General features: G+C 69.1%; 25 protein-coding genes. 21 read left to right on the top strand and 4 right to left on the bottom strand.

Annotation, left to right across the window (positions count from 1 at the left end):
- Positions 1 to 9: 9 nt before the first annotated feature.
- Together ACLJOO_RS41695 and rpmB are read left to right on the top strand one after the other, a co-directional pair.
- The gene (locus ACLJOO_RS41695; protein ID WP_410793793.1) at positions 10 to 1,998 is read left to right on the top strand and encodes an aldo/keto reductase; all 1,989 of its coding nucleotides are present in this window, start codon (positions 10 to 12) and stop codon (positions 1,996 to 1,998) included.
- Between the two features lie 72 nt (positions 1,999 to 2,070).
- On the top strand, positions 2,071 to 2,292 hold the full coding sequence (gene rpmB / locus ACLJOO_RS41690) for a 50S ribosomal protein L28 (RefSeq protein WP_130387610.1): 222 nt from the start codon (positions 2,071 to 2,073) through the stop codon (positions 2,290 to 2,292).
- Positions 2,293 to 2,337: 45 nt separating this feature from the next.
- Here rpmB and ACLJOO_RS41685 read toward each other — a convergent pair whose 3' ends face one another.
- A complete protein-coding gene (locus ACLJOO_RS41685) occupies positions 2,338 to 3,366 on the bottom strand; it encodes an SAM-dependent methyltransferase (RefSeq protein ID WP_410793791.1) in 1,029 nt (342 codons plus the stop codon).
- A gap of 30 nt (positions 3,367 to 3,396) precedes the next feature.
- Here ACLJOO_RS41685 and ACLJOO_RS41680 point away from each other — a divergent pair, with 30 nt between their 5' ends.
- The 10 genes from ACLJOO_RS41680 to smc all read left to right on the top strand — a co-directional run bounded on the left by ACLJOO_RS41680 (position 3,397) and on the right by smc (position 15,000).
- Positions 3,397 to 5,010: a DAK2 domain-containing protein gene (locus tag ACLJOO_RS41680; RefSeq protein WP_410793789.1), complete on the top strand. Its 1,614-nt coding sequence runs from the start codon at positions 3,397 to 3,399 to the stop codon at positions 5,008 to 5,010.
- Positions 5,011 to 5,026: 16 nt separating this feature from the next.
- The gene (gene recG / locus ACLJOO_RS41675) at positions 5,027 to 7,261 is read left to right on the top strand and encodes an ATP-dependent DNA helicase RecG (RefSeq protein WP_410793788.1); all 2,235 of its coding nucleotides are present in this window, start codon (positions 5,027 to 5,029) and stop codon (positions 7,259 to 7,261) included.
- Complete coding sequence (rsmD, locus tag ACLJOO_RS41670; protein ID WP_410793786.1) at positions 7,258 to 7,818, top strand: 16S rRNA (guanine(966)-N(2))-methyltransferase RsmD; 561 nt, start codon at positions 7,258 to 7,260, stop codon at positions 7,816 to 7,818. Before recG ends, rsmD begins: the two co-directional genes overlap by 4 nt.
- Complete coding sequence (coaD, locus tag ACLJOO_RS41665; RefSeq protein ID WP_410793784.1) at positions 7,811 to 8,281, top strand: pantetheine-phosphate adenylyltransferase; 471 nt, start codon at positions 7,811 to 7,813, stop codon at positions 8,279 to 8,281. The genes rsmD and coaD overlap by 8 nt, the downstream gene beginning before the upstream one ends.
- 129 nt (positions 8,282 to 8,410) lie before the next feature.
- The gene (locus ACLJOO_RS41660) at positions 8,411 to 8,926 is read left to right on the top strand and encodes a YceD family protein (protein ID WP_410793782.1); all 516 of its coding nucleotides are present in this window, start codon (positions 8,411 to 8,413) and stop codon (positions 8,924 to 8,926) included.
- Positions 8,927 to 9,017: 91 nt separating this feature from the next.
- Positions 9,018 to 9,209, top strand: coding sequence for a 50S ribosomal protein L32 (gene rpmF, locus ACLJOO_RS41655; protein WP_130387616.1), 192 nt, complete (start codon positions 9,018 to 9,020; stop codon positions 9,207 to 9,209).
- Between the two features lie 14 nt (positions 9,210 to 9,223).
- A complete protein-coding gene (rnc, locus tag ACLJOO_RS41650) occupies positions 9,224 to 9,952 on the top strand; it encodes a ribonuclease III (RefSeq protein WP_410793780.1) in 729 nt (242 codons plus the stop codon).
- Between the two features lies 1 nt (position 9,953).
- Positions 9,954 to 10,808 (top strand): bifunctional DNA-formamidopyrimidine glycosylase/DNA-(apurinic or apyrimidinic site) lyase, encoded by an 855-nt coding sequence (gene mutM / locus ACLJOO_RS41645; RefSeq protein ID WP_410793778.1) that lies wholly within the window; start codon positions 9,954 to 9,956, stop codon positions 10,806 to 10,808.
- Positions 10,809 to 10,996: 188 nt separating this feature from the next.
- Positions 10,997 to 11,152 carry a hypothetical protein gene (locus ACLJOO_RS41640; protein WP_238151152.1) on the top strand — a complete coding sequence of 52 codons (156 nt, stop codon included), beginning with the start codon at positions 10,997 to 10,999 and terminating at the stop codon, positions 11,150 to 11,152.
- A gap of 305 nt (positions 11,153 to 11,457) precedes the next feature.
- Entirely contained in the window at positions 11,458 to 15,000 is a 3,543-nt protein-coding gene (gene smc / locus ACLJOO_RS41635) for a chromosome segregation protein SMC (RefSeq protein ID WP_410793776.1), read from the top strand.
- A gap of 19 nt (positions 15,001 to 15,019) precedes the next feature.
- Here the strand turns inward: smc and ACLJOO_RS41630 are convergent, their stop codons facing one another.
- Positions 15,020 to 15,343 carry a nuclear transport factor 2 family protein gene (locus tag ACLJOO_RS41630; protein ID WP_410793773.1) on the bottom strand — a complete coding sequence of 108 codons (324 nt, stop codon included), beginning with the start codon at positions 15,341 to 15,343 and terminating at the stop codon, positions 15,020 to 15,022.
- Positions 15,344 to 15,430: 87 nt separating this feature from the next.
- Between ACLJOO_RS41630 and ACLJOO_RS41625 the strand changes: the two genes are divergently transcribed.
- The 5 genes from ACLJOO_RS41625 to ACLJOO_RS41605 all read left to right on the top strand — a co-directional run bounded on the left by ACLJOO_RS41625 (position 15,431) and on the right by ACLJOO_RS41605 (position 19,058).
- The gene (locus ACLJOO_RS41625) at positions 15,431 to 15,958 is read left to right on the top strand and encodes a hypothetical protein (RefSeq protein ID WP_410793772.1); all 528 of its coding nucleotides are present in this window, start codon (positions 15,431 to 15,433) and stop codon (positions 15,956 to 15,958) included.
- 55 nt (positions 15,959 to 16,013) lie between these two features.
- Positions 16,014 to 16,547, top strand: coding sequence for a sigma-70 family RNA polymerase sigma factor (locus tag ACLJOO_RS41620; RefSeq protein ID WP_410793770.1), 534 nt, complete (start codon positions 16,014 to 16,016; stop codon positions 16,545 to 16,547).
- Positions 16,540 to 17,217, top strand: a complete 678-nt coding sequence (locus ACLJOO_RS41615; protein WP_410793769.1) for an anti-sigma factor family protein — start codon at positions 16,540 to 16,542, stop codon at positions 17,215 to 17,217. The genes ACLJOO_RS41620 and ACLJOO_RS41615 overlap by 8 nt, the downstream gene beginning before the upstream one ends.
- 30 nt (positions 17,218 to 17,247) lie before the next feature.
- A complete protein-coding gene (locus ACLJOO_RS41610) occupies positions 17,248 to 18,339 on the top strand; it encodes a threonine aldolase family protein (RefSeq protein WP_410793767.1) in 1,092 nt (363 codons plus the stop codon).
- A gap of 158 nt (positions 18,340 to 18,497) precedes the next feature.
- Positions 18,498 to 19,058 (top strand): dihydrofolate reductase family protein, encoded by a 561-nt coding sequence (locus tag ACLJOO_RS41605; protein WP_410793765.1) that lies wholly within the window; start codon positions 18,498 to 18,500, stop codon positions 19,056 to 19,058.
- On the opposite strand, the gene ACLJOO_RS41600 is transcribed toward ACLJOO_RS41605, so the two are convergent.
- On the bottom strand, positions 19,051 to 19,956 hold the full coding sequence (locus tag ACLJOO_RS41600; protein ID WP_410793764.1) for a M56 family metallopeptidase: 906 nt from the start codon (positions 19,954 to 19,956) through the stop codon (positions 19,051 to 19,053). The two genes, ACLJOO_RS41605 and ACLJOO_RS41600, sit on opposite strands and share 8 nt — an antisense overlap.
- Complete coding sequence (locus ACLJOO_RS41595) at positions 19,953 to 20,345, bottom strand: BlaI/MecI/CopY family transcriptional regulator (protein WP_130387628.1); 393 nt, start codon at positions 20,343 to 20,345, stop codon at positions 19,953 to 19,955. The genes ACLJOO_RS41600 and ACLJOO_RS41595 overlap by 4 nt, the downstream gene beginning before the upstream one ends.
- An 82-nt stretch (positions 20,346 to 20,427) precedes the next feature.
- Here ACLJOO_RS41595 and ACLJOO_RS41590 point away from each other — a divergent pair, with 82 nt between their 5' ends.
- Genes ACLJOO_RS41590 through cydC form a run of 4 tightly spaced genes read left to right on the top strand, consistent with a single transcriptional unit; the run spans position 20,428 to position 26,057 of the window.
- Positions 20,428 to 21,831 (top strand): cytochrome ubiquinol oxidase subunit I, encoded by a 1,404-nt coding sequence (locus ACLJOO_RS41590; protein WP_410793762.1) that lies wholly within the window; start codon positions 20,428 to 20,430, stop codon positions 21,829 to 21,831.
- Positions 21,832 to 21,841: 10 nt separating this feature from the next.
- On the top strand, positions 21,842 to 22,825 hold the full coding sequence (gene cydB / locus ACLJOO_RS41585; RefSeq protein ID WP_410793760.1) for a cytochrome d ubiquinol oxidase subunit II: 984 nt from the start codon (positions 21,842 to 21,844) through the stop codon (positions 22,823 to 22,825).
- On the top strand, positions 22,822 to 24,447 hold the full coding sequence (gene cydD, locus ACLJOO_RS41580; protein WP_410793759.1) for a thiol reductant ABC exporter subunit CydD: 1,626 nt from the start codon (positions 22,822 to 22,824) through the stop codon (positions 24,445 to 24,447). The genes cydB and cydD overlap by 4 nt, the downstream gene beginning before the upstream one ends.
- Complete coding sequence (gene cydC, locus ACLJOO_RS41575; protein WP_410793757.1) at positions 24,444 to 26,057, top strand: thiol reductant ABC exporter subunit CydC; 1,614 nt, start codon at positions 24,444 to 24,446, stop codon at positions 26,055 to 26,057. The genes cydD and cydC overlap by 4 nt, the downstream gene beginning before the upstream one ends.
- Positions 26,058 to 26,085 lie beyond the last annotated feature (28 nt).

Below are 26,085 nucleotides of genomic sequence, written 5' to 3'. Positions count from 1 at the left end.
GGATCTCTTTTGACTGACCACAAGCTCCGCTGGGGCATCATCGGCACCGGCAACATCGCTTCCCGGTTCGCCAGCCAGGTGCCGACGTCCAAGACCAACGAGGTCGTCGCCGTCGGCAGCCGGTCCCTCGAGTCGGCGAACGCCTTCGCCGACAAGTGGGACATCGCCAGCCGGCACGGTTCGTACGACGACCTGCTCGCCGACAGCACTGTCGACGCCGTCTACATCGCCACGCCGCACCCGATGCACGTCGAGTGGGCGATCAAGGCGGCCGAGGCCGGTAAGCACGTGCTGTGCGAGAAGCCGCTCGCGATCAACCGCGCGTGGGCCGAGGCGATGATCGAGGCCGCCGTACGCAATGACGTCTTCCTGATGGAGGCGTACATGTACCGGTGCCTGCCGCAGACCAAGCTGATCGCTCAGCTGGTCCGTGACGGCGAGATCGGCACCGTCCACCAGATCCAGGCCACGTTCGCGTTCGCCGCCGGGTACCGGCCGGAGAGCCGGATCTTCGCCGACGACCTGGCCGGCGGCGGCATCCTCGACGTCGGCGGGTACCCGGTGTCGATGGCCCGCCTGATCGCCGGCGCGGCCATCGGACAGCCGTACGCCGACCCGGCCGCCGTCAGCGCGGTGGGCCACGTGGGCGAGACCGGCGCCGACGAGTGGACGGTGGCGACGCTGTTCTTCGACGGCGGCGTCACCGCTCAGGTCAGCACCGGCGTACGGCTCGCCGACCAGAACCAGGTCCGGATCTTCGGCAGCGAGGGATACGTCGTCGTCGAGGACCCGTGGTTCGGCGGCGACGGCAAGCCGACCCACGTCACCCTGCACCGGGTGGGGGAGGAGCCGCGGGACATCTCCGCGGAGCCGGCGCTGATCTACACGGCGGAAGCCGAGGCAGTGCAGGCGGCGATCCAGTCCGGGGCCAAGCAGGCGCCGGAGATGACCTGGGCCGACACTCTCGCGAACCTCACCGTCCAGGACCAGTGGCGTGCCGCGATCGGGCAGCAGTACGCGAGCGAGCGGGACGACGCGATCATCCCGACCGCGACCGGACGGCCGCTCACCCGGCGCGACGACGCCCCGATGACGTACGGCAAGGTGCCGGGCGTCGACAAGCAGGTCTCCCGGCTCGTCATGGGCGTCGACAACCAGCAGACGTTGCCGAAGGCCGCGGTCGTGTTCGACGACTTCGTCGAGCGCGGCGGTACGACGTTCGACACGGCGTACATCTACGGCGGCGGGCGCGGCGAGAAGCTGCTCGGGCAGTGGATGACGTCGCGCGGCAACCGGGACGACGTCGTGGTGATCGGCAAGGGCGCGCACACGCCGTACTGCGACCCCGAATCGCTCACCCGGCAGCTGCACGAGAGCCTCGAGCGGCTGCAGACCGACCACGTCGACCTGTACTTCATGCACCGCGACAACGAGGACATCCCGGTCTCGGAGTTCGTCGACGTCCTCGACGAGCACTTCAAGGCCGGGCGGATCAAGGCGTTCGGCGGCTCGAACTGGTCCACCGCGCGCTTCGACGAGGCCAACGCGTACGCCGAGGCGAACAGCAAGCAGCCGTTCACGCTGCTCAGCAACCACCTCAGCCTCGCGCGGGCGTACGACGTACCGTGGGCCGGATGCCGGCACGTGGCCGACGACGAGTCGCAGAAGTGGCTGCGTGAGCGGCAGGTCTCGCTGTTCCCGTGGTCGAGCCAGGCGCGCGGGTTCTTCACCGGACGGGCCAAGCCGGAGGACACGTCGGATCAGGAGCTGGTGCGCTGCTTCTACTCCGACGAGAACTTCCGCCGGCTGGACCGGGCGCGAGAGCTGGCGAAGGCCAAGGGAGTCGAGCCGACCGCGATCGCTTTGGCGTGGCTGCTGCACCAGCCGTATCCTGTCTTTCCGCTGATCGGACCGCGGCACATCAGCGAAACCCGCACCTCGACACCGGGGCTTTCGGTGTCGTTGACCGAGGACGAAGTGGCCTACCTCACGTCCTGAAGCCGAATTGGTGGGGCGCTGACACGCATGTAACATGGTCTGTCGGTGTCACGACCCTGAACACGGAGAATCATGTCTAAGAAGTGCGATGTCTGCGGCAAGCAGCCGACGTTCGGCAACAGCGTTGCCCGCCTGGGTAAGGGCGCGATGATCCGGCGGGTCAAGGCTCGTACGCCTCGCCGCTTCAACCCCAACATCCAGCCGGTCCGCGCCATCATCAAGGGCACGCCCACCAAGATGAAGGTGTGCACCTCCTGCATCAAGGCCGGCAAGGTCCAGCGCGTCGTCGGCTGATCTCAGCTTTCACTCCGTGTAGGGCCTTTCGAACAGGCGCCCGGGTCACACCCCGGGCGCCTGTTCGTGTCTCCTTCCCACGACCGTGATCTCGTTCCGGTTGTGGTGCAGTTGCCGGGCGTGCAGTACGTCGTACCGCTCGCGGAGGACCTCGATACCGCGGCGGGCGCCGTCCAGCGGGTTCCGGCCGCCGCCCTTCAGCGTCACGATCGCGAGACCGCCGCGCCGCAGGTGCGCCGCCGCGTCCAGCATCATCCGGGCGCTCGTCACCTGGTCCATCCGCATGTCGTTCACCGCCACGTCGAAGCGGACCCGGTTCGCGGCGAAGAACCGGCCCGCCGTCGTCGCCTCGTGATGGATGCGCCGATCACCGCGCAGCCGCGGATCCAGCGAACCCGGATCGACCGACCACACCTCCTGCCCGTGCTCCCGCAGGATCCGCGTCCACCCGCCCGGTGAGGCGCCGAGGTCGACCGCTTTCCCACCGGCAGGCAGCTCCAGCCCGAAGGTCGCGATCGCCTCCTCCAGCTTGAACTCGGACCGCGACACCCGCTCGTCACCCCGAGCCAGCCGCATCCGCCCGCCGGGCCAGTCCGACAGGCTGTCCGCGAGCCGGTTCAGCCCCAGCAGCACCGCCTTCCGCCCCGCGAAGCACGAGACGACGTACTCCTGCCCGGAGCGCGTGACGGCCACCCCACGGCCGGCCAGGGCCTCCTCCAGGCGGTGGTAGTACGACCCGCCGGTGCCGGCCGCATCCGTCCAGGCCTGTACGGCGAGCGCCTTCGGGTACTCGGGTAGCTCGCCCAGCACCACCTCGGCCAGCTCGTACTCCGGCGGCAACTCCTCGAAGCTCGCGATCTCCACCGTCAGATGCCGGACGAACATGATCCGCCCCGCATCACACGCCGCCGCCAACGCCTCCACGGTGAGCCCTGGGGGCCCGTCCACTCGCCCCAGCTCCGCGCCGACCCGCTGGACCCGCACATCCCGCCCGAACTCGCCCCGGATCTCCCGCACAGCCAACTCGTAACTGTCGGCCGCGACCGAGAACAACACACTCCTACCACCGCTCACCCGGGAACCCTACGCGCTAGCCTTCCGGGCGTGGAGGAATTGACCGTTGACGTGCTGCGGGCCTGGGCGCGGACCGCACTGGCCGATCTGGCCCGAGCCCGGACCGAGATCGACGAGCTGAACGTGTACCCGGTGCCGGACGGCGACACCGGCACCAACCTCTACCTGACCTGGGAAGCCGCCTGCGACGCGCTCCCCAAGGGCGAACTGACCTTCACCGAGGCGATCCAGGCCTTCGGCCGTGGCGCCCTGCTCGGCGCTCGCGGCAACTCCGGCGTGATCACCTCCCAGCTGATCCGCGCCTGCGGCCTCCGCCTCGACGAGAACCTCCCGCACCACCAGACGGACGGCGTCCTCGCCGACCCGCAGATGAGCGAACCGGCCGCCTTCGCCGACGCGCTCAAGTACGCCGCCGACGCCGCGTACGGCGCCGTAGCGCAGCCCGTCGAAGGCACGATGCTCACCGTCGCCCGCGCCGCCGCCACCGGCGCGATGACCGCCGCGAACGACGGCAAGACCCTCGCCGACGTCTGCCTCGCCGCCGTCGCCTCCGCCCGCCAGGCCCTCACCAGGACGACCGACCAGCTCGATGTACTACGGCGCGCGGGCGTCGTCGACGCCGGAGGAGCCGGCCTCGTCGTGATCCTCGGCGCGATGGAGTCGGTGCTCACCGGGCAGCACGTGCGCGTCGACGTACCGGCCAGAGTCGAGCCGCAGGGCGAGAGCGCCGAGAGCCAGGACGGGCCCGCGTACGAGGTGATGTACCTGCTCGACGCGCCCGACGACAAGATCGGCGACTTCCGGCAGACCCTGGCCGCGCTCGGGGACTCCGTCGTCGTGGTCGGCGGCGACGGGCTCTGGAACGTCCACGTCCACACCGACGACGTCGGCGCCGCGATCGAGCAGGGCATCGACATCGGCCGCCCGCACCGGATCCGGGTCACCCACTTCGACGACCAGGCCCACCACCACGAACCCGCCCCCGGCCGCGCGGTGATCGCGGTCGTCGCCGGCGACGGACTCGCCGCCCTGTTCACCGAGGCCGGCGCCCGGATCATCCGCGGCGGCCCCGGCCGCCGCTGCTCCACCGGCGAGCTGCTGCAGGCGATCGAGCAGTCGCAGGCGCCCGAGATCGTGATCCTGCCCAACGACCAGGACTCGATCGCGGTCGCCGAGGCCGCGGCCACCGCCGCCCGTCAGGACGGGATCCGGGTCGCCGTGATCCCGACTCGCGCCCAGGTCCAGGGCCTCGCCGCGATCGCCGTCCACGACCCGGACCGCAGCTTCGACGACGACGTCGTACACCTCTCGGCCGCCGCGGGGCAGACCCGGCACGGCGCCGTCACGATCGCGGTCAAGGACGCCTGGACGATGGCCGGCCGGTGCCGGATCGGCGACGCGCTCGGCGTCGTCGACGGCGACTTCGCGCTGATCACCGGCGACCTCGAGGACGCGGCGCTGGAAGTCGTCGACCGGTTGCTCGGCGGCGGTGGCGAGCTGCTGACGATCGTCACCGGCCGGGACGCGGACCCCGCGCTGGCCGCGGCCGTCGAGCGGCACGTCCGCCGGCAACGCAAAGATGTCGATGTCGTGGTGTACGACGGAGGACAGGACAGGTACCCGTTGCTGATCGGGGTGGAATAGCGGTGTTGTTGAAGTGATGGCGGATATGGACCGGAAGCTCCGGGACTTCCTCGGCGCCAAGACGGCCAAGACCTTCGCCGACGTGCTCGAGATCGAGACCGTCGGCGAGCTGCTGCGGCACTACCCGCGGCGGTACCTGAAGAAGGGCGAGCTGACCCCGTTCGACGAACTCGAGGTCGGCGACCAGGCGACCGTCAGCGGCCGGGTCAAGAAGGTCACGGCCCGCGCGCTGGACACCAAGATCGAGATCAAGCCCGACGACGTCTACAAGTTCCGCAAGAAGCGCACGATCACCAAGGTCGTGGTCACCGACGGCCGCAACGACCTGGAGCTGGCGTTCTTCAACCAGCCCTGGCTGCTGACCAAGCTGACCCCCGGCACCGCCGCGCTGTTCTGGGGCGAGGTGACGATGTTCCGCGACATCATGCAGCTGAAGGGTCCCGGCACCGAGATCCTCGACGAGGACGACCTGACCGAGGCGGAGATCGAACGCCGGGCACGGCCGTTCCGCCCGCTCTACCCGGCCACCGCGAAGTTGCCGACCGCAACGATCGAGCGGTCCATCAAGATCGTCCTGGACAGCCTCGACGACCGCGTCGACGACCCCGTCCCGGACCTGGTCCTGCGCAACGAGCAGCTGCTCGGTCTCCGGGACGCCCTGCAGAAGGTGCATCTTCCGGACACCGAGAAGGACATCCACGACGCGCAGCAGCGGTTCCGGTTCGAGGAGGCGCTGGTGATGCAGACGATCCTCGCCCAGCGCCGCGCGGTGCTCGACGCGCAGAGCGCCGTACCCCGGCCGCGGCAGGCCGGTGGGCTGCTCGACGACTTCGACCAGCGGCTGCCGTTCGAGCTGACCGAAGGACAGGCCGAGGTGGGGGAGGAGATCTTCGCCGACCTCGCCCGGCCGCACCCGATGCACCGGCTGCTGCAAGGCGAGGTCGGCTCCGGCAAGACCGTGGTCGCCTTGCGGGCGATGCTGTCCGTGGTCGACAACGGCGGCCAGGCCGCCCTGCTCGCGCCGACAGAGGTGCTGGCCGTGCAGCACCACAAGACGCTCACCAAGATGCTCGGCGACCTCGCCGAGCAGGGCATGCTCGGCGGCGCGGAACATGCCACCAAGATCGGTCTGCTGACCGGTTCGCTGAACGCGGCCTCCCGCCGTACGGCGATGCTCGACGCGGCCAGCGGCGCCGCCGGGATCGTCGTCGGGACGCACGCGCTGCTCGAGGACAAGGTCCAGTTCGCGGATCTCGGGCTCGTGGTGGTCGACGAGCAGCACCGGTTCGGGGTCGAGCAGCGGGCCGCGCTGAGCGCGAAATCCGGTGAGAACACGCCGCACGTGCTGGTGATGACCGCGACACCGATCCCGCGGACCGTGGCGATGACGGTGTTCGGCGACCTCGCGGTCTCGACGCTCACCCAACTGCCGGCGGGGCGGTCGCCGATCCAGTCCTCCGTGGTCCCCGCCAAGGAGCGGCCGGACTGGCTCCAGCGGGCCTGGGCGCGCGTCCGCGAGGAGGTCGGCAAGGGCCACCAGGCGTACGTCGTCTGTCCGCGGATCGGGGACGACGTCAAGAACGCGAAGGACGAGGAAGGCGAGCTCCTCGAGACCGATGAGGGCGGGAAGAAACAGGCCCGCCCGCCGATCTCGGTGATGCAGGTGTCCGAGGCGCTCGCGGAGATCCTCCACGACCTGCGCGTCGAGATCCTGCACGGGCGGCTGCCGGCCGACGAGAAGGACGCGGTGATGTCCCGGTTCGCGGCCGGGGACATCGACGTACTGATCGCGACCACGGTCATCGAGGTCGGGGTCGACGTACCGAACGCCTCGACGATGGTGATCATGGACGCCGACCGGTTCGGCATCTCGCAGCTCCACCAGCTGCGCGGCCGGGTCGGACGGGGCAAGGTGCCCGGGCTCTGCCTGCTGGTCACGGACCTGTGGGCGGGGTCCAGGTCGTACGGGCGCTTGGACGCGGTCGCGTCGACGACCGACGGGTTCGAGCTGTCGCGGATCGACCTGGAGACCCGCCGCGAGGGCGACGTCCTCGGTGTCGCGCAGTCCGGGCGACGCAGCAGCCTGAAACTGCTGAGCGTGCTCCGGGACGAGGACATCATCCTGAGGGCCCGGCACGAGGCGACCAGGATCGTCGGCGTGGACCCCGCCCTGTCCGAGTTCCCGGACCTGCTCGCGATCGTACGAAGCGCCCTGCAGTCCGAGACCACCGAGTACCTGGAGAAGACGTGACGCGGATCGTCGGCGGCGCGGCCGGTGGGCGGCGGATCGGCGTACCGGCGGGGAGTGGGACGCGGCCGACGGCGGACCGGGTGCGTGAGGCGCTGTTCTCGTCGCTCGAGTCCGAGTTCGGGAGCTTCCACGGGCTCGCGGTGCTCGATCTGTACGCCGGATCCGGCGCGATCGGGCTGGAGGCGCTGTCCCGGGGGGCCGCGAAGACCGTGCTGGTCGAATCGGACCGGAAAGCGGCCGAGGTGATCGCGGCCAACATCAAGGTCGTGGGTCTGCCCGGAGCGACGCTGCTGACCCGGCCCGTGGAGAAGGTGACAGCGGGTGACGCTCCGGCGGTGTTCGACCTGGTGTTCGCGGACCCGCCGTACAAGCTGGAGACGGTCGACCTGCAGGACGTGCTGACCGACCTGGTGGCGCACGGCTGGCTCGCCGACGACGCGGTCGTGGTCGTCGAACGCGGGAAACGGGAACCGTGGGACTGGCCCGAGGGGTTCGCCGCGCTGCGGGACCGCAAGTACGGCGAGGCGCGCCTTTGGTACGGTCACCGGCATGGTTAAGGCGGTCTTTCCAGGGACCTTCGACCCGCCCACGGTCGGGCACCTCGACATCATCACCCGGGCGGCTGCCGCCTTCGACGAGCTGATCGTCGCGGCCGGGGTGAACCAGTCGAAGAACCGGCTGTTCGGGCCGCAGGAGCGGATCGAGATGCTCACCGAGCTGGTCGAGCCGTTCCCGAACGTCCGGATCGGCTCCTTCGAGGGGCTGGTGGTCGACTACTGCCGGGCCGAGGGCGCCGGCGTGATCGTGAAAGGCCTGCGCTCGGCGGCCGACTACGACTACGAACTGCAGATGGCGCAGCTGAACCGGCGGATGACCGGCGTCGACACGGTCTTCCTGCCGACCGCGCCGGAACACGGCTTCATCTCGTCCAGCTGGGTCAAGGAGATCGCCCGCCTCGGCGGCGACGTCGGCACGTTCGTGACCCCCGCCGTTCACACACGGTTACTGAACACGCTGTAGGTTGCCCCCGGATTGGGCTCATTGCCGGGGAGTTGGTAGTGTAGATCACCGGTCTCGACGAGACCGAGTTCTTGCCTGCCCACGCCTGAAAGGGATGTTCTGAGCGTCTTGGACCCGCGGTCCCCACTCGTGATCGATACGCACGAGCTGAACCGCCGTGCAGGGTCCCAACGCGAAGTCACCTTCTCGAGCCCGGCGCCGGCGGATCTCGGAATCGACGTGATCGGCGTCCCCGAAGGCGATCCGATCCAGTTCGATCTACGGCTGGAATCGGTGGTCGAAGGGGTGCTCGTCTCCGGAACGGCCAGTGGCCGTCTGGTCGGGGAGTGCGCGCGGTGCCTGGTCGATATCGAGGACGAGTTCCTCGCTGACGTCCAGGAGCTGTACGTCTACCCGGAGAGCGAAGCCGAGCCGGACGAGGCCAGCCGGATGGAGGGCGATCTGATCGACCTCGAGCCGGTGCTGAGGGACCAGGTGGTGCTCGCACTGCCGTTCCAGCCGTTGTGTACGGACGACTGTCCGGGTCTGTGCCCCGACTGCGGGGTACGCCTGGCGGACGAGCCCGGCCACAAACACGAGGACGGGTCCGACCCACGCTGGGCCTCCCTCGGCGGACTGCTCACGCAGGACGAGCAGGACAACTGAAAACAGCTCCACCGCACCACCGCAGTACCGAAATCGTCAGACTGAGCCGGCCGGGTCCACCAGCCCCCGGCCGAACCGAGGAGTCATAACCGTGGCCGTTCCGAAGCGGAAGATGTCGCGCAGCAACACCCGGAGCCGCCGGGCGCAGTGGAAGACGACTGCCCCGTCGCTGGTCACCTGCGTGAACCCCGCCTGCCGCGCGAAGCACCTGCAGCACACCGTCTGCCCGAACTGCGGCCAGTACGGCGCGAAGGGCGAGCGTCGCCAGGTCGTCGAGAGCTAAACGGCACCAATCCAGTGAACTCTGCCAACGAAACGGGGCTCTACGCCGAGCTGAACCAGCGGCTCGGCGTATCGCTGGCTGACGAACTACTGGAGCACGCCTTCACCCACCGCTCGTACGCGTACGAGAACGGTGGGCTGCCGACGAACGAGCGACTGGAGTTCCTGGGGGACTCCGTGCTCAGCATCATCGTCACGGAGTCGCTGTTCCGGAACCATCCGGACCTGTCCGAGGGTCGGCTGGCCAAGCTGCGCGCCGCGGTGGTCAACATGCGCGCCCTCGCCGGTGTCGCCCGCGATCTCAAGCTGGGCAAGTACTTGCGGCTCGGCCGGGGCGAGGAAGCGACCGGCGGCCGGGACAAGTCGTCGATCCTCGCCGACTGCGTCGAGGCGTTGATCGGCGCCGTCTATCTGGACCGTGGGTTCGTGACGGCCGGCCAGGTCGTGCACACGATGTTCGACGACCTGATGGAGTCGTCGGCCCGGCTCGGCGCCGGCCTCGACTGGAAGACGTCGCTGCAGGAGCTGGTCGCCCAGCTCGGCGTCGGCGTCCCGGAGTACGTGATCGCGGAGTCCGGACCGGACCACGCGAAGACGTTCGAGGCACGGGTCCGGATCGGCTCCGACACGTACGGCCACGGCATCGGCCGGAGTAAGAAGGAAGCCGAGCAGCAGGCCGCCGAGACCGCCTGGAAGGCCCTGCGCGCCGCGCATCCCGACAGCGTGGATCCTTCGCAGTCCTGAAGTGCCGGAGCTCCCTGAGGTAGAAGTCGTACGGCGGGGCCTGGTGGAGTTTCTCGCCGGGCGGACCGTCGAGACCGTCGAGGTGCTGCACCCCCGCCCGGTACGGCGTCATGCCGCCGGGCCGGAGGACTTCGTCTCGCGGCTCAAGGGGCAGGTTTTCGCGGAGCCGGCCCGGCGCGGCAAGTACCTGTGGCTGCCGCTGACGTCCGGTGACGCGGTATTGACCCACCTCGGAATGAGCGGCCAGTTCCGGGTCCAGCCGGTCGGCGCGCCCGACGAGCCGCATCTCCGGGTCCGGTTCCGGTTCGCCGACGACGGCGGAGAGGTCCGTTTTGTGGACCAGCGGATGTTCGGTGGTCTGTCGTACTCCGAGGGCGGCGCCGAGCTGCCCGCCGAGATCGCCCACATCGCCCGCGACCCGTTCGATCCTCTGTTCGATCCGGAGCTCGCGACGGCGAAGATCCGCCGCCGCCGGACCGGGCTCAAACGCGCGCTGCTGGACCAGACCGCGATCAGCGGAATCGGCAACATCTACGCCGACGAAGCGTTGTGGCGGGCCAAACTGCACTACGCCCGGGCGACAGAAACGCTGAAACCCTTACAAATAAGGGGCATCCTCGAGCAGGCGCACGCCGTGATGGCCGAGGCACTGACCGTTGGCGGCACCAGCTTCGACGCCCTGTACGTCAACGTGAACGGCGAATCCGGGTACTTCGAACGCGGCCTGAACGTCTACGGGCAGGAGGGATCGCCGTGCCCGCGGGACGGCCGGCCGATCCGTCGCGAGCCGTTCATGAACCGTTCGTCGTACCGGTGCCCGAAATGTCAGCCGGTCCCGCGCCAGGTCCGCTGGTGAGCGAGGTATCGTTAATAACCGTGGCCCAGGTTGACCCGTCGCCCTCGCCGGTGTCACCCTGAAAGACGGCACACATTTTCGGCGCTCCCTGATGACCCCGATACGGAGCGCGACCGGCCAGAACCCTTCCGGAGGACAGCACAATGGCCAAGGCTCTTCTAGGGCATCTTGGAGGCACTGACCCGCGCATGCTTGAGCAGGTTCGTCTGCTCAACCGGCGCGTCGCAGATCTGGAGGCGCACGTGATGCGGCTCCAGGCGGAGAACGACCACTTGGTGGCCCAGATCCACGAGGGTCGCCTGCTCACGGTCGACGAGGCCCTGCGCACTCCTGCTTCGGTCTGAAGCACAGAGATTCATCTCTACCGTCCGCACTGAGCTGCTACGCTCGCGAACGGCGGTGGCCCCCGTCCGGGCCTCCGCCGCCGCGGTATGTAGAGGCACTGTACATTCACTTAATGTTGTGCACCCATCTTCGCCGGCGGGCTGGCAACGGCCTGGCCTCCGCTGGAATCCGCGGATCTCTTTGTAGACTGCGAAGCGGAACACCTTCCCCCGGGTAGCGGCAGCGTGACGAACAGCTACGGCGGTTCCTTCGGTACCGTCTGTCCTTTCACGGGTTGGAGAGCTTCGCCTTGTACCTGAAGAGCATGACGCTCCGAGGCTTCAAGTCGTTCGCGTCCGCGACGACGATGAACTTCGAACCAGGCATCACCTGCATCGTCGGACCGAACGGCTCCGGCAAGTCCAACGTCGTGGACGCGCTGGCCTGGGTGATGGGTGAGCAGGGCGCCAAGTCGCTGCGCGGCGGCAAGATGGAGGACGTCATCTTCGCCGGCACCTCCGGCCGCGCCCCGCTGGGCCGCGCCGAGGTGGTGCTCACCATCGACAACACCGACGGCGCGCTGCCGATCGAGTACGCCGAGGTGACGATCAGCCGGACGATGTTCCGCAACGGCGGGTCCGACTACCAGATCAACGGCCAGAACTGCCGTCTGCTCGACGTCCAGGAGCTGCTCAGCGACTCCGGGATCGGCCGCGAGATGCACGTCATCGTCGGTCAGGGCCAGCTGGACTCGATCCTGCGCGCCACGCCGGAGGGCCGCCGCGGGTTCGTCGAGGAGGCCGCCGGCGTCCTGAAGCACCGCAAGCGCAAGGAAAAGGCGATCCGAAAGCTGGAGGCCACCGAGGGCAACCTGCACCGGCTCGGGGACCTGATCCAGGAGATCCGCCGCCAGTTGAAGCCGCTCGGGCGCCAGGCGGAGGTGGCGCGCCGGGCGGTGACGATCCAGGCGGAGGTCCGGGACGGCCGCGCGCGGCTACTCGCCGACGACATCGTCCAGGCGCAGTCCGCGCTCGAGGCGGAGCTGCGGGACGAGGCCGCGCTTACGCAGCGGCGTACCGAGACCGAGGCCAAGCTGCGCGAGGCCCGTGAGCTGGAGGCCGAGCTCGAGGACGCGCTCCGCGAGGACGCGCCGGCCCTGCAGGCCGCCCAGGACACCTGGTACCAGCTGTCCGGCTTCGGCGAGAAGATCAAAGGTACGGCGCGGATCGCGGCGGACCGGATCCGGTCGCTGAACGACGAGGCCGAGGACGGGCCGCGCTCGGGGCGTGATCCCGAGGAGCTCGAACTGGAGGCCGCACGGGTCCGGGAGACCGAAGCGCAGATCGAGGCCGAGGTCGAGGCGCATTCCGAGCTGCTCGCTGAATCCGTCGAGCGCCGCCAGCAACTGGAGGCCCAGGAGGCCGAGGAGGAGCGCCGGATCTCGGCGCTGATCCGGGCCGCCGCGGACCGCCGCGAAGGGCTGGCCCGGCTGACCGGCCAGGTGAACGCGCTGAAGAGCCGCGCGGCCGCCGCCGAGTCCGAGATCGGCCGGCTCGCTGCAAACCGGCGTGAGGCCGAGGCGCGGGCCGCGAAGGCGCAGCACGACTTCACCGCGCTGGAGACCCAGGTCGCCGGGCTGGACGCCGGCGAGAAGGGCCTCGACGACCAGTACGAGGCTGCTCAGGCGGTTCTCGACGAGCTGGATGAGCGGCTGGCGAAGCTGCGGGCCGAGGAGCGCGACGCGGAGCGTGAGCGCACCGGTCTGGCTGCCCGGAAGGAAGCGCTCGAGCTCGGTCTGAACCGGAAGGACGGGGCCGGCGCGCTGCTGGCCGCGTCGGAGCAGGTCAACGGGCTGATGGGTTCGGTCGCCGCCCTGCTGAGCGTGCGGTCCGGGTACGAGACGGCGATTGCTGCGGCGCTCGGCGAGGCCGCGGACGCGGTCGCCGTCACCCACACCGACGCGGCGCTGCACGCCGTCGGTCACCTCAAGGAGCACGACCTCGGCCGCGCCGGGATGCTGCTCGGCGACGCCCCGGCCGACGACTACGCACTGTGGCCGGCGCTGCCGTACGGCGCGTCGTACGCCGTGGATGTCGTGGAATGCCCGGAGACCCTGCGGCCCGCCCTGCGGCGGTTGCTGCGCAAGGTCGCGGTCGTCGACGACGTGGACGCGGCGCGGTCCCTGCTGCGGAACCTGCCCGACGTCACGTGTACGACGCGTGTCGGCGACGTACTCGGAGCGCATTTCGCGTACGGCGGGTCGGATGCGGCACCCAGCCTGATCGAGGTGCAGTCCGCGGTCGACGAGGCGTCGGAGAAGCTGACCGAGGCGACGGCGCGGAGCGAGCGGCTGCGGTTCGAGCTGCAGGGCCTGGAGGACGAGCGGACCCGCCAGAAGGAGTCCGTCGAGATCACGCTGGCCCGGCTGCACGAGTCGGATGCGTCGATGGCCGCGGTGGCCGAACAGCTCGGGCACTTCGGATCGCTGGCGAAAGCATCGCGCGGCGAGGCGGAGCGGATGGCCGAGGCGATCGCGGCCGCCGAGGAGGAGCGCGACCGGAACCTGTCCGGCCTCGCCGAGCTCGAAGAGCGGCTGACGGACGCAGAGGCGTTCGACGACGACGGCGACGAGCCCGACACGTCGCAGCGCGACCGGCTGGCCGAGGAGGCCAAGGCGGGGCGTGCGGCCGAGATGGAGGCGCGGCTCGCGCTGCGGACCACCGAGGAGCGGGCCCGGGCGCTGTCCGGTCGCGCGGACTCGCTGGAACGAGCGGCGAGGCAGGAGCGCGAGGCGCGGGCCCGGTCGATCGCGCGGGCGGCACGCCGGGCGCGGCAGGCCGAGGCGGCGAACGCCGTACACCTGGCCGCCGGTCACGTGCTGGCGCGGCTGGAGTCGTCGCTGCAGCTGGCAGCGTCCGAGCGGGCGGCGATCCAGGCGCAGCGGGCCGACCGTGAGCAGGCGCTCGCGCAGGCGCGCTCCGCGACGCGGAACCTCAGCTCCGAGCTGGAGCAGCTCACGAACACGGTGCACCGGGACGCGCTGGCCCGGGCCGAGCAGAAGATGCGCCTGGAGCAGCTGTACGAGAAGGCGCTCGGTGAGCTCGGTATCGAGGTGGACGCGCTGGTCACGGAGTACGGACCGGACCAGCTGGTGCCGCCGGTTCCTTCACAGGACGACACCTTGGAGCTCGAGGCTGAGCCGTTCAACCGGACCAAGGTCGAGAAACGGCTCAAGCAGGCCGAGCGGGCGCTGAACCAGCTCGGCAAGATCAACCCGCTCGCGCTCGAGGAGTTCGAGGCGATGGAGGAGCGGCACAAGTTCCTCTCCGAACAGCTCGAAGACCTGCGGAAGTCCCGGCGTGACCTGATGGACATCGTCAAGGAGGTCGACGAGCGGGTCGAGCAGGTCTTCACCGAGGCGTACCGGGACGTCGAGATCGCGTTCGAGCACGTCTTCAGCCGGCTGTTCCCGGGTGGTGAGGGCCGGCTCGTGCTGACCGACCCCGACGACATGCTCGGCACCGGCATCGATGTCGAGGCCCGCCCGCCGGGCAAGAAGGTCAAGCGGCTGTCGCTGCTGTCCGGCGGTGAGCGTTCGCTGGTCGCGGTCGCGTTCCTGGTCGCGCTGTTCAAGGCCCGCCCGTCGCCGTTCTACATCCTCGACGAGGTCGAGGCCGCCCTGGACGACACCAACCTCGGCCGCCTCCTGGAGATCTACGAGGAACTCCGCGAGAACAGCCAGCTCCTGGTCATCACCCACCAGAAACGCACCATGGAGGTCGCCGACGCCCTCTACGGCGTCACCATGCGCGGCGACGGCGTCTCCGCCGTCATCTCCCAACGCATCCGCGAACCCGAACCGGTCTAGGTCCTGTCGAGCGGCCGATTCAGGCCGTGATGGTCATCGAGGCGAGTTCGTCGTTCCTGGTTTCGAAGGTGAAGTGGGACGGGCCGTTGAAGCCGTCGCCGCCTACCTGGGTGAGGATCGTCAGCGGGTTGCCGGAGGTGGTGACCTGGGTGTCGGTGAAGGTGACGTGTTTGCCGATCAGTTCGTTGTCGCTCCAGGAGCGGATCCGGTCGTGGCCGCGGAACTCGCGGCCCCAGTCGTCGACGTAGCCGTCCGCGGCGAACGCCGCCACGAACGCGTCGTTGTCCAGGGCGTCGATCGCGTCGAGCGCGCGCTGGACCGCTGCGGGAATCTCTTGGCTCATGCCGACGACGATATCCCTCGCGGTTGAACCGGTCGGTGGATCCGCACGTATGGCGGGTGACGTTCGGACCTGACCGGGGAGCCTGTGATGAAGACTGTGACGAAGCGTGTGATGAGTGGGTTGGCCGTTGGTGTGCTCGGATTGGCCGGGCTGACGGCGTGCGGCAGTGACGACTCGCCCGCAGCCTCGCCGCCGAGCAGTTCGTCCAGCACTTCCGCCAGCGCGGCCTCGGCGAAACTGGCCACTGCGACGGTCGGCGACTACGGCAAGATCATTGTCGACGGCAACGGACGGACCGTGTACGTGTTCGACAAGGACACCTCCGGTACGTCGAACTGCTCGGGCGACTGCCTCGCCAAGTGGCCCGTGGTGCCGGCCGGTGACGGTACGCCGCAGCTGGACGGTATCGACGCGTCCTTGGTCAGCACCGTCACCCGCTCGGACGGCACCAAGCAGCTGGCGATCAAGGGCCTGCCGCTGTACCTGTTCGCCAGCGACAGCGCGGCCGGTGAGGCCAAAGGACAGGCTGTCGGCGACGTCTGGTGGGTCGTCGGCGCGGACGGTCAGAAGATCACCACCAAGCCGGGTGGATCCGGCAATGGCTACGGTTACTGATCTGGCTGGTGCTGCCGTGGTGTGGGCGCCCGCTGATGCCGGTATCGTGCGGTCGGTGGCTGACAACCCAGGGCCGCACGACGCCGAGACCCTGATCCGGGCGCTGTACGCCGAGCACGGCCGCAGCCTGCTCGCGTATGCGACCCGCCTCACCGGAGACCGGGCCGCAGCGGAGGACGTCGTACAGGAGACGCTGCTGCGGGCCTGGAAGCACGCGGACGACCTGACCAGCGGCCGAGGGTCGGTGCGAGGCTGGCTGCTGACGGTGGCGCGCAACCTGGTCACTGACCGCGCACGTGCTCGTGCGGTCCGCCCGACCGAGGTGGCGGACGTGGTGGACAGGCCACCGGTCACCGGGGACCACTCCGAGTCCGTGGTGAACACCATGGTGGTGATGGACGCGCTGGACAAGGTGTCGCCCGAGCACCGCGAAGTACTCGTGCAGCTTTACTACCGCGGCCGGTCCGTCGCGGAGGCTGCCAAAGAGCTGGGTGTTCCACCCGGTACCGTGAAATCGCGTTCGTACTACGCCCTCCGAGCTCTGCGCGCGGTGATGGCAGGGAGTTCAAGGGAGGTGTCCTATGAGTGAGCACGACCGTACGCAGCTGGGCGCCTACGCCCTCGGCGCTCTGGAGCCGGCCGAGGTAGCGGCCGTTGACGAGCACCTGGCCACCTGTGCGGAGTGCCGCGCGGAGCTGGCTGAGCTGACCGAGATGAAGGACTTCCTGGGAGAGGTGCCACCGGAGGCGTTCCTGGAGGGACCACCTGAGGGTGGCGACCTGTTGCTGCAGCGCACGCTGCGGGAGGTCCGCGAGCCCCAGGTGCAGGCCCCACCCAAGCGCCGGTCCCGCTGGTTGCTGGTCGCGGCCGCGGTTGTCGTGGTGGCTGGTGCACTCGGCGGAGGCGTCGTCCTCGGCCGGTCTACTGCGCCGGACTCCGATCAGCCTGTCGCAGGCTCCAAGCAGGTCACGACGTCGGACACGACCACTGGTGTCAGCATGGCCGCCACGGTGGAGCCACGGGCGGGTTGGACCTGGGTGAGGGTAAACGTGAGCGGTCTGAAGGCCGGTGACCAGTGCGAGATGGTCATCACCGACAAGTCCGGCGGGAGCTGGGTGGCGGGCAGCTGGCTGGTGTCGGAGAAGGCTGCGAAGAGCGGGAGCGCGTTCGGCGGCGGTGTGCTGGTTCCGCCCGACCAGGTGCGTTCGGTGGAGATCAGGACCGTGCAGGGAAAGCATGTGGTGACGGCCACGATCTAACCCCGTTGCGAGGCGCGAGAAGATGGAGCTGTGGCTACTACCTCCGAGGACCTGCGAGAGCGCCGGAAGAACGCGGCGGACAACTGTGAGCGTTGGCTGACCCAGCGGCGGGTGCCGGCAGCGGACCGGCTGCGGCAGCTCGCGGAGGTCGCCACAGACGATCTGGTCGATGTCTACGGCAACGGTGGTGAGGTAGCCGCGCTCGAGCAGGAGGTGGCGGAGCTGCTGGGCAAGCCGGCCGCGGTGTTCTTGCCGACCGGCATCCTGGCTCAGCAGGGTGTGCTGCGGGTGTACGCCGACCGTGCGGGCACCAGCCGGGTAGCGGTCCACGGGCTCGCTCACCTGCTGGTGCACGAGCTGAACGCACTGGAGGAGGTGCACCACCTGCGGATCGAGCGGCTGACGTCAGAACCGCGTCAGCCACGACCGGACGAGTTGGCCGCGATCCCGGGCACGCTGGCCGCGGTGACGCTTGAGCTGCCGCTCCGCGATGCGGGGTTCGTGCTGCCGACCTGGGACGAGCTGGTCGTGTTCTCCGAGTCCTGTGCGGAACGAGGCGTACCACTGCACCTGGACGGCGCGCGGCTGTGGGAGAGCACGCCGTACCTGGAGCACAGCCTGGCTGAGATCGCAGCGCTGGCGTCGACGGTGTACGTGTCGTTCTACAAGGTGCTGGGCGGCATCAGCGGTGCAGCGCTCGCCGGACCCGAGGACGTGATCGCAGAGGTACGGCGGTGGCAGCGGCGCCTCGGCGGCAACCTGTACTCGCTCTTCCCGTACGCCGTGTCCGCGCGCAACGGTCTCCGCACGGTACTGCCGCTGATGGATGACCTGCACGAGCGGGCCGTCGAGGTCGCAATGGCCTTGCAGGGCGAAGGTTTCCGCGTCTTCCCGGAGCCGCCGCACACCAACTCGTTCCGGGTCTACGCGCCGCGCGCCGCGGAGTCGATCGAGTACGCCGCCGTCGAGCGGATGGAGCGGACGCACGAGTCGCTGTGCGGTCCGTGGCAGTCGGCCGACGTACCCGGGTGGTCGTGGGTCGAGGTGGTGATGACGCCGGCGTCGCTGGAGTGGCAGGTCGACGAGATCGCCAAGGCGTTCGGGGAACTTCTGGCGCGCTGAGAACGTCAGGCACTGTGTTGGGCGTGGGGTTGTGTGGGGATCCGGGGAGAGAAGTGCTGACATTCGTCGTCACCATGGTGGTTCTGCTGGTTCTGTCGGGGCTGGTGCTCCTGGCGGTAGCCCGGGGTGAAGGGAAACATTTCGGGTAGCCTCGCTGGATGAGGCGGTTGATCTTCCAGGAGTACGTGACACTCGACGGGTACGCCGCAGGGCCGGACGGCGGACTGGAGTTCTTCGACGCCATCGGCTCGCATCCGGACAACGACAACCTCGAACTGCTCGAGAGTGTCGACACGATGCTGCTGGGCGCCGAGACGTACCGGTTGTTCGCGGCGTTCTGGCCGACCGAGGCGTCGGCCGACGAGCCGATCGCCGAGAAGCTCAACGCGCTGCACGTGGTCGTGGTGTCCACGAAGCTGGACAGTGCTCCGTGGGGTCCGTACGAGCCTGGTCTGGTGGTCCGGGACCTCGACGCGGTGCGTGCGCTGAAGGCGGAGCAGACCGGCAAGGACATCATCCTGTGGGGCAGCATCACGCTGTTCCAGTCGTTGCTGCGGGCCGGGCTGGTCGACGAGGTGCAGCTGCGGATCTGCCCGGTGCTGCTGGGAGTGGGGAAGAGCGCGTTCCCGTCCGGCGGTTCACCGGTGGGCCTCGAGCTGATCGAGGCGCGTCCTTGGGGCGCAGGCGGCGTACTGGTGCGATACCGGCCGGCTAGCTGACCGCGTCGACGATCGCCTTCACGATCGGTGCGGCGATGGTGATCGTCGGCAGGATCAGGAGTGCGGCGGCTGCGGCGTACGTGACAGCAGACAGCGTGGACTCGTTGGCCGCTGGTCCGGCCAGGCGTTGCACTCTCAGGACTGTGGCGGACTTGGCTGCGGCCAGGGCGGCCTCTGGTGCGGGAGAGCCGGCAAGCGCGACCAGTGCGCGCGCCAGTGGGCGTGGGCCGTTGCGTCGGCGAGCGTCGTCGTCGGCCAGCAGCTCGACCAGCGTGCGTGCCTGCTCCAGCGCAACATCACTACGCACCCAGCGTGGGAAGGCGTGGTGCAGCGCGGTGAACTCCTCCAGCACCAGGTCGTGCCGCGCCCGCAGGTGCGCCTGCTCGTGTGCGAGGACAGCCTTCAGCTCACTGTCGTCCAGCCGGTCCAACGCACCAACGGAGACGACAACCCGTGCGCCACGCAGTGCTGGCAGGCAGTAGGCCAGCGGCGTCTCCTCCGCCAGCACCCGCAGCCCCGGGATCAGCCCGTCTGGTGTGGCCAGTACGTCGACCAGATCGCGGTGCCGCTTGCGCCGTGCCCGAGTGCCGACCGCTACCCGTCCGACTGCCCACAGCAGTCGCACTACGACGAGCGCGACCATGGCGAGGATCGCTGCGGCCACCAGGTCTCGTGGCGACGACGGATCGAACCTAGGCTCACCAGGGCGACCAGCAATCGAGTAGGACAACGCGATACCAGCACCTAGTGCAGCCAGTACGGCGGCCAGTGCGATCGCCTGCCACAGGATGACTGCGGCGCGCGGGACCCGGTAGGGCCAGTCGGAACGAGCCAGCAGTGCCGGTGCCGGGCCGGTGAGTACCAGCGCCAGAACGGCCAGCAGGACCGGGGTGGTCACCCCGTCTGCTCCTGATCGTCCAGCTTGGACAGGGCCTCGCGGAGCAGTGCCGCTTCCTCATCGGACACCTGACCTACGAAACGGACCAGAGCCTCGCGCCGGTCGCCCGCACGGTCGAGGGCGTCCCGCATCAGGTCGGCGGCCAACTCCTCACGTGGCGCGGCCGCGCGGTAGCGCCAGGCCTTGCCGTCGCGCTCGCGCTCGGTCAGCTTCTTCTTCGCCAGCCGGTCCAGAACGGTCATCACGGTGGTGTAGGCGAGCTCACGGGTGCCTGCCAGCCGCTCGTGCACCTCACGCACGGTCAGCGCGGCCGGCGCCGCCCAGAGCTGCTCCATCACCAGCCGTTCCAGGTCACCCAAGGGGCGCGGGCCCTTCTCCTCACTCGCCACGTGACCAGTATAACTACACGTCGTAGTAGATCCGCGCTAGCATCTACTACGACACGTCGTAGATGGCTGGGGAGGCCTTCCGATGGACACCCTGGATCTGGCGCGGTGGCAGTTCGCGATCACCACCGTGTACCACTTCTTCTTCGTGCCGGTGACGATCTCGCTGGTCGCGATCACCGCCGGCCTGCAGACCGCCTGGTACCGGACCGGGAAGGAGAAGTACCTCCGGCTGACGAAGTTCTACGGGAAGCTGTTCCTGATCAACATCGCGATGGGCGTCGTCACCGGTCTGGTGCAGGAGTTCCAGTTCGGGATGAACTGGAGCGACTACTCGCGGTTCGTCGGCGACGTGTTCGGCGCCCCGCTGGCGCTCGAGGGCCTGCTCGCGTTCTTCCTCGAGTCGACGTTCATCGGGCTGTGGATCTTCGGCTGGGACCGCCTCCCGAAGCTGGTGCACCTGGGGTGCATCTGGATGGTGGTGCTCGGCACGCAACTGTCGGCGTACTTCATCCTCGCGGCCAACTCGTGGATGCAGAACCCGGTCGGCTTCCGCTACAACGCCGAGCGCGGTCGTGCGGAGCTGACGGACCTGTGGGCGGTGCTGACCAACAAGGTCGTGCTGGTCACCTTTCCGCACACGATCTTCGCCGCGTTCATGGTCGGCGGCGCGTTCGTGGCCGGTGTCGCGTTGTGGCATCTGGTCCGGCGGCCCACGGTCGACAAGGACGTGTTCCGGTCGGCGCTGAAGATCGGCGCGTCCGTCGTACTGGTGGCCAGCGTCGGCGTCGCGATCAGCGGCGACCTGCAGGGCAAGGTGATGACCGAGGTGCAGCCGATGAAGATGGCCGCGGCCGAGGCGCTGTACGAGACCGAGAAGCCGGCGTCGTTCTCGGCGTTCACCATCGGCACCCTGGACGGTTCGAAGGAGATCTTCTCGATCAAGGTGCCGTACCTGCTGTCCTTCCTCGCCACCGGGCACTTCGACGGCGAGGTGAAGGGGATCAACTCGCTGCAGGACGCGTACGAGCAGTTGTACGGACCGGGGTCGTACAAACCGAACATCCCGCTCACCTACTGGACGTTCCGGCTGATGATCGGCGTCGGGATGGCGTCCGCGGCGATCGCGCTGTGGTTGTTGTGGACCACGCGCCGCGGCCGGGCTCCTACCCGCTGGCTGGTCTGGCTGGCGGCCCCGTTGCCCTTGCTGCCGCTGGCGGCGAACACGTTCGGCTGGATCTTCACCGAGACCGGTCGGCAGCCGTGGCTGGTGTTCGGTCTGTTGCCGACTGCGTCGGGCGTCTCACCCAGTACGACGAGCGGCGAGGTGATCACGTCGCTGGTTGGGTTCACCGCGTTGTACGGCGTACTCGCGGTGGTCGAGACCAAGCTGCTGTTGCGGACGATCCGGGGCGGTCTGGCCGGGACGGATGCACCGCCTGAAGAGGCACCGGATCAGCCCGACAAACCACTCTCGTTCGCGTACTGAGGGGCGTCTGATGGAACTGACGACTGTATGGTTCGTCGCGATCGCGACGCTGTGGACCGGGTACTTCGTGCTCGAGGGCTTCGACTTCGGAGTCGGGATGCTGTACCGCGTGCTGGGCCGGAACGAGCCGGAACGGCGGGCCGCGATCAGTACGATCGGCCCGGTCTGGGACGGTAACGAGGTCTGGCTGATCATGGCCGGCGCGGCCACGTTCGCGGCGTTCCCGGAGTGGTACGCGACGCTCTTCAGCGGGTTCTATCTGCCGTTGTTCGCGATCCTGGTCGGGCTGATCGTGCGCGGCGTCGCGCTCGAGTACCGCGGCAAGCGGGACGAGCCGGTGTGGCGCGCGCGGATGGACGCGATGATCGTCGTCGGGTCGGTGCTGCCGGCGCTGCTCTGGGGCGTTGCCTTCGGCAACATCGTGCGCGGGGTGCCGCTGGACGCCGGCCACGAGTACGTCGGCGGCTTCGGGACGCTGCTCAACCCGTTCGCGCTGCTCGGCGGGCTCACCTTCGTCGCGGTGTTCGTCACCCACGGCGCGATCTTCCTCGCGCTGCGCACAACCGACGACCTGCGCGTTCGCGCCAACCGGCTCGCCTCCCGTACTGGCGCCGTTGCCGCGGTGCTGACGATCGCCTTCCTCGCCTGGGCGCAGGCGTTGCGCGGCGACACCGTCTCGGTCGTCGTGACGATCGCCGCGGTGGTCGCGTTCGCGGGCGGCCTCGTCGCGAACCTCCTGCGCCGCGAGGGTTGGGCCTTCGTCGGTACGACGCTCGCGATCGGACTGGCCGTGGTGTCGTTGTTCGTGGCGCTGTTCCCGGACGTCATGCCGTCCACGCTGGATCCCGGGTCGACGCTGACCGTGGTGGAGGCCGCGTCCTCGGCGTACACGTTGAAGGCGATGACGATCATCACGGCGATCTTCATGCCGCTGGTGCTGCTGTACCAGGGGTGGACGTACTGGGTCTTCCGTAAGCGGGTCGTGGTCGCATGAAGCCGCTCGACCCGCGGCTCCTGAAGCGCGCCCGTGGCGCCCGGGTCTTCCTGGCCGCGTCGGTACTGATCGGCGTCGCCAGTGGCGCTCTGATCATCGTGCAGGCCGTGCTGCTCGCACATGGCATTGCCGGCGTCGTACTGCGGGGCAGCGGAGTGACTGCGGTGGCTTGGGGTCTGGCTGCAGTCGTTGCAGGGCGGGCGTTGCTGGTGTGGGTGCAGGAGGTGGTCGCGCAACGTGCGGCCGCCGCAGTGAAGTCCACGCTGCGGCGACAGGTGCTGGAGCACTCGCTGAAGCTCGGACCGGTCTGGCTGAGTGGTGAACGCAGCAGTGCCCTGACAACCCTGCTGACCAAGGGCCTGGACGATCTGGACCCGTACTTCGCCCGCTACCTGCCACAACTCGTCCTGGCCGCCACTGTGCCGGCCGGGGTGATCGGCTGGATGGCAACCGGTGACCTGATCGCTGCTGGGACTGTACTGATCACACTGCCGCTGATCCCGATCTTCATGGCCCTCATCGGCTGGGTGACGCAGGCACGCAGTCGGCAACGTCAGCACGCGCTGTCCGTGCTGGCGCATCACTTCGCGGATGTGGTCGGCGGACTGACCACACTGAAGCTGTTCGGTCGCGCGAAGTCGCAGGAGTCCGCCGTACGACGGGTTACCGACCAGCACCGCGCTGCGTCGATGGGGAGCCTGCGGCTCGCGTTCCTGTCGTCGTTCGCCTTGGAGTTGTTGGCGAGCCTGTCGGTCGCACTGGTTGCTGTGGGCGTTGGCCTTCGGCTGGTTGACGGGAAGCTCGGGCTCGAGACCGCACTGATGGTGCTGATCCTGGCCCCGGAGGCGTACCTGCCGCTGCGACAGGTCGGCATGCAGTTCCACGCGAGCGCGGACGGGGTCGCGGCGAGCGAAGAGGTGTTCCGTGTGCTGGAGACGCCACTGCCCGCACGCGGCGAGCGCACCGACGTACCCGACCTGCGGGTGAGTCCGCTGTATCTGTACGACGTGACGGTGACCTACCCGGGGCGGGACGTGCCCGCGCTGCAGGGGTTCGATCTGGAGTTGCGGCCGGGTGAGGTGGTGGCACTGACCGGGCCGAGTGGCGCTGGGAAGTCGACGGCTCTGGCTGTACTGCTGGGGTTCGTCGAGCCGGAGCGTGGTGTGGTGGTGGCCGCTGGCAGTGCGGCGGATGAGTTCGATCCGGTTGCGTGGCGGCGGCAGTTCGCGTGGGTGCCGCAGCGTCCCGGGCTGCGGCTGGGGACCGTGGCCGACAACGTGCGGCTGGGTCGGCCGGATGCGTCGGACGACGACGTCCGCTTGGCACTTCTGGCTGCTGGTGCTGCCGACCTGCCTCTCGACAAGCCGGTGGGGGAGCAGGGCGAGCAACTCTCAGGCGGTCAGCAACGTCGGGTCGCACTCGCTCGGGCACTCCTCACCGACGCCCCGGTGCTACTGCTCGACGAACCAACAGCCGGCCTCGACGCCGACACCGAGGCCGCAGTCATCACCGGTCTGCGCTCCAGCGGCCGCACAGTCCTCATGGTTGCCCACCGCCCAGCCCTGATCGCCGCAGCCGACCGCACAGTCACCGTAGGAACCCGAGAGCTGGTAACCGTATGAGGAGCCTGCAGTTAGCCTGCCCGCAGCGCGGTGTGATGTGGCGACTGTGGTTAGCGCTCCTGCTGGGCGTCGCAGCGGCCGGTTCAGCTGTCGGTCTGCTCGCCACGTCGGCCTGGCTGATCACAGCAGCCTCGGCACAACCACCTGTGCTGTTGCTGATGGTCCCGATCGTCGCAGTGCGCGCCTTCGGTGTCGGGCGTGGCGTCTTCCGGTACGTCGAACGGCTCGTCGGACACGATGCGGCGTACCGGGTGCTGGGGGAGACCCGCGCGCGCATCACCGGGCGCCTGGAGAAGCTCGCACCACTCGGCTCGCAGCGGAAGGGCGATCTGCTCGCCCGACTCGTGTTGGACGTGGACGCGGTCCTCGACCTCTGGCTCCGAGTCCTCCTACCCGTCGCGGTCGCAACCGTCACAGCTGCCGCCACAGTGGGCCTCCTCGCGCTACTGCTTCCAGCGGCCGGTGCCGCCGTCGCACTGGCGGTCTTGATCGCGTGCACCGTCGTACCGTGGCTGACTGCCCGGACCGCCGAGCGAGCCGAGCGCAACCTTGCTGGTGCCCGTGGCGACGTCGCAGCCACCACCACCGAGTCCCTGCTCACTGCAGCAGACGTGGTCGCGTTCAACGCGATCGACTCGATCCTGGACGACTTCAGCCGCCGCGACGCGCACCTGGCCGCCGCCGAACGCCGGTCCGCCTGGAGCGCCGGTCTCGGCAACGCCCTGCTCGTCCTGTGCGTCGGCGGCGCCAGCGTGGCCGCCCTGGTCCTCGGCAGTACGGCGAACATCACCGGCGCAGTCTTCGCCGTACTCGTCCTCACGCCGCTCGCCCTGGCCGACGTGCTCGGCGGAATCCCGGCAGCCGCCCAACTGGCCATCCGGGTACGGGCGTCCCTCGACAGAGTGCAGGAACTCGTAGACACCCCCGCGCCGGTCACCGAGCCGACCGAGCCACTGCCCCTCCCAACGGGACGCGACCTGCAGGTGAACCTGCTGCGAGCCGGGTACGACGGCGCCGACGTACTGGATGGACTCAGCCTGGACATGCCGGCCGGGAGCCGTGTGGTGATCACCGGCCCGAGCGGCTCGGGCAAGAGCACGCTGGCCTCGGTACTGCTCCGGTTCCTCGAGCCGCGCGGGGGAGAGGTACTGCTGGACGGTGTGGACCTGGCCAAGCTCGAAGGCGACCAGGTGCGATCCGTCGTCGGGTTGCTGACTCAGGAGAGCCACGTGTTCGACACGAGCATCCGGGAGAACCTGCTGCTCGCGAAGCCGGGTGTCAGCGACCTGCAGCTTTGGAAGGCGCTCTACCGGGCACGGCTCGGGATGCTCGTGGAGAAGCTGCCGGAAGGCCTCGACACCATGGTTGGGGAGCACGGTGCGCGGCTGTCGGGTGGTGAGCGCCAGCGGCTCGCGTTCGCGCGGCTGCTGCTGGCCGATCGCGACGTACTGGTCCTCGACGAACCGACCGAGCACCTGGACGAGGAGACCGGACGGGCGCTGCTCGCCGACCTGTTCGCGGCGGCGGGGGACCGGACCGTCGTTCTGCTCACTCATCGCCCCGAGTTGGTGCCCACTCACGGACCGCGACAACTGGTTTGCCTGACGTGACAAATGCGGGCGGCGGGCCGGGCGTCTG

The sequence above is a fragment of the Kribbella sp. C-35 genome, from assembly GCF_046549195.1.
In the GTDB taxonomy this organism is placed as follows: Bacteria; Actinomycetota; Actinomycetes; order Propionibacteriales; family Kribbellaceae; genus Kribbella.
Note: the sequence above shows the minus strand (reverse complement) of the source record. Positions and strands in the feature narration are given on the sequence as shown.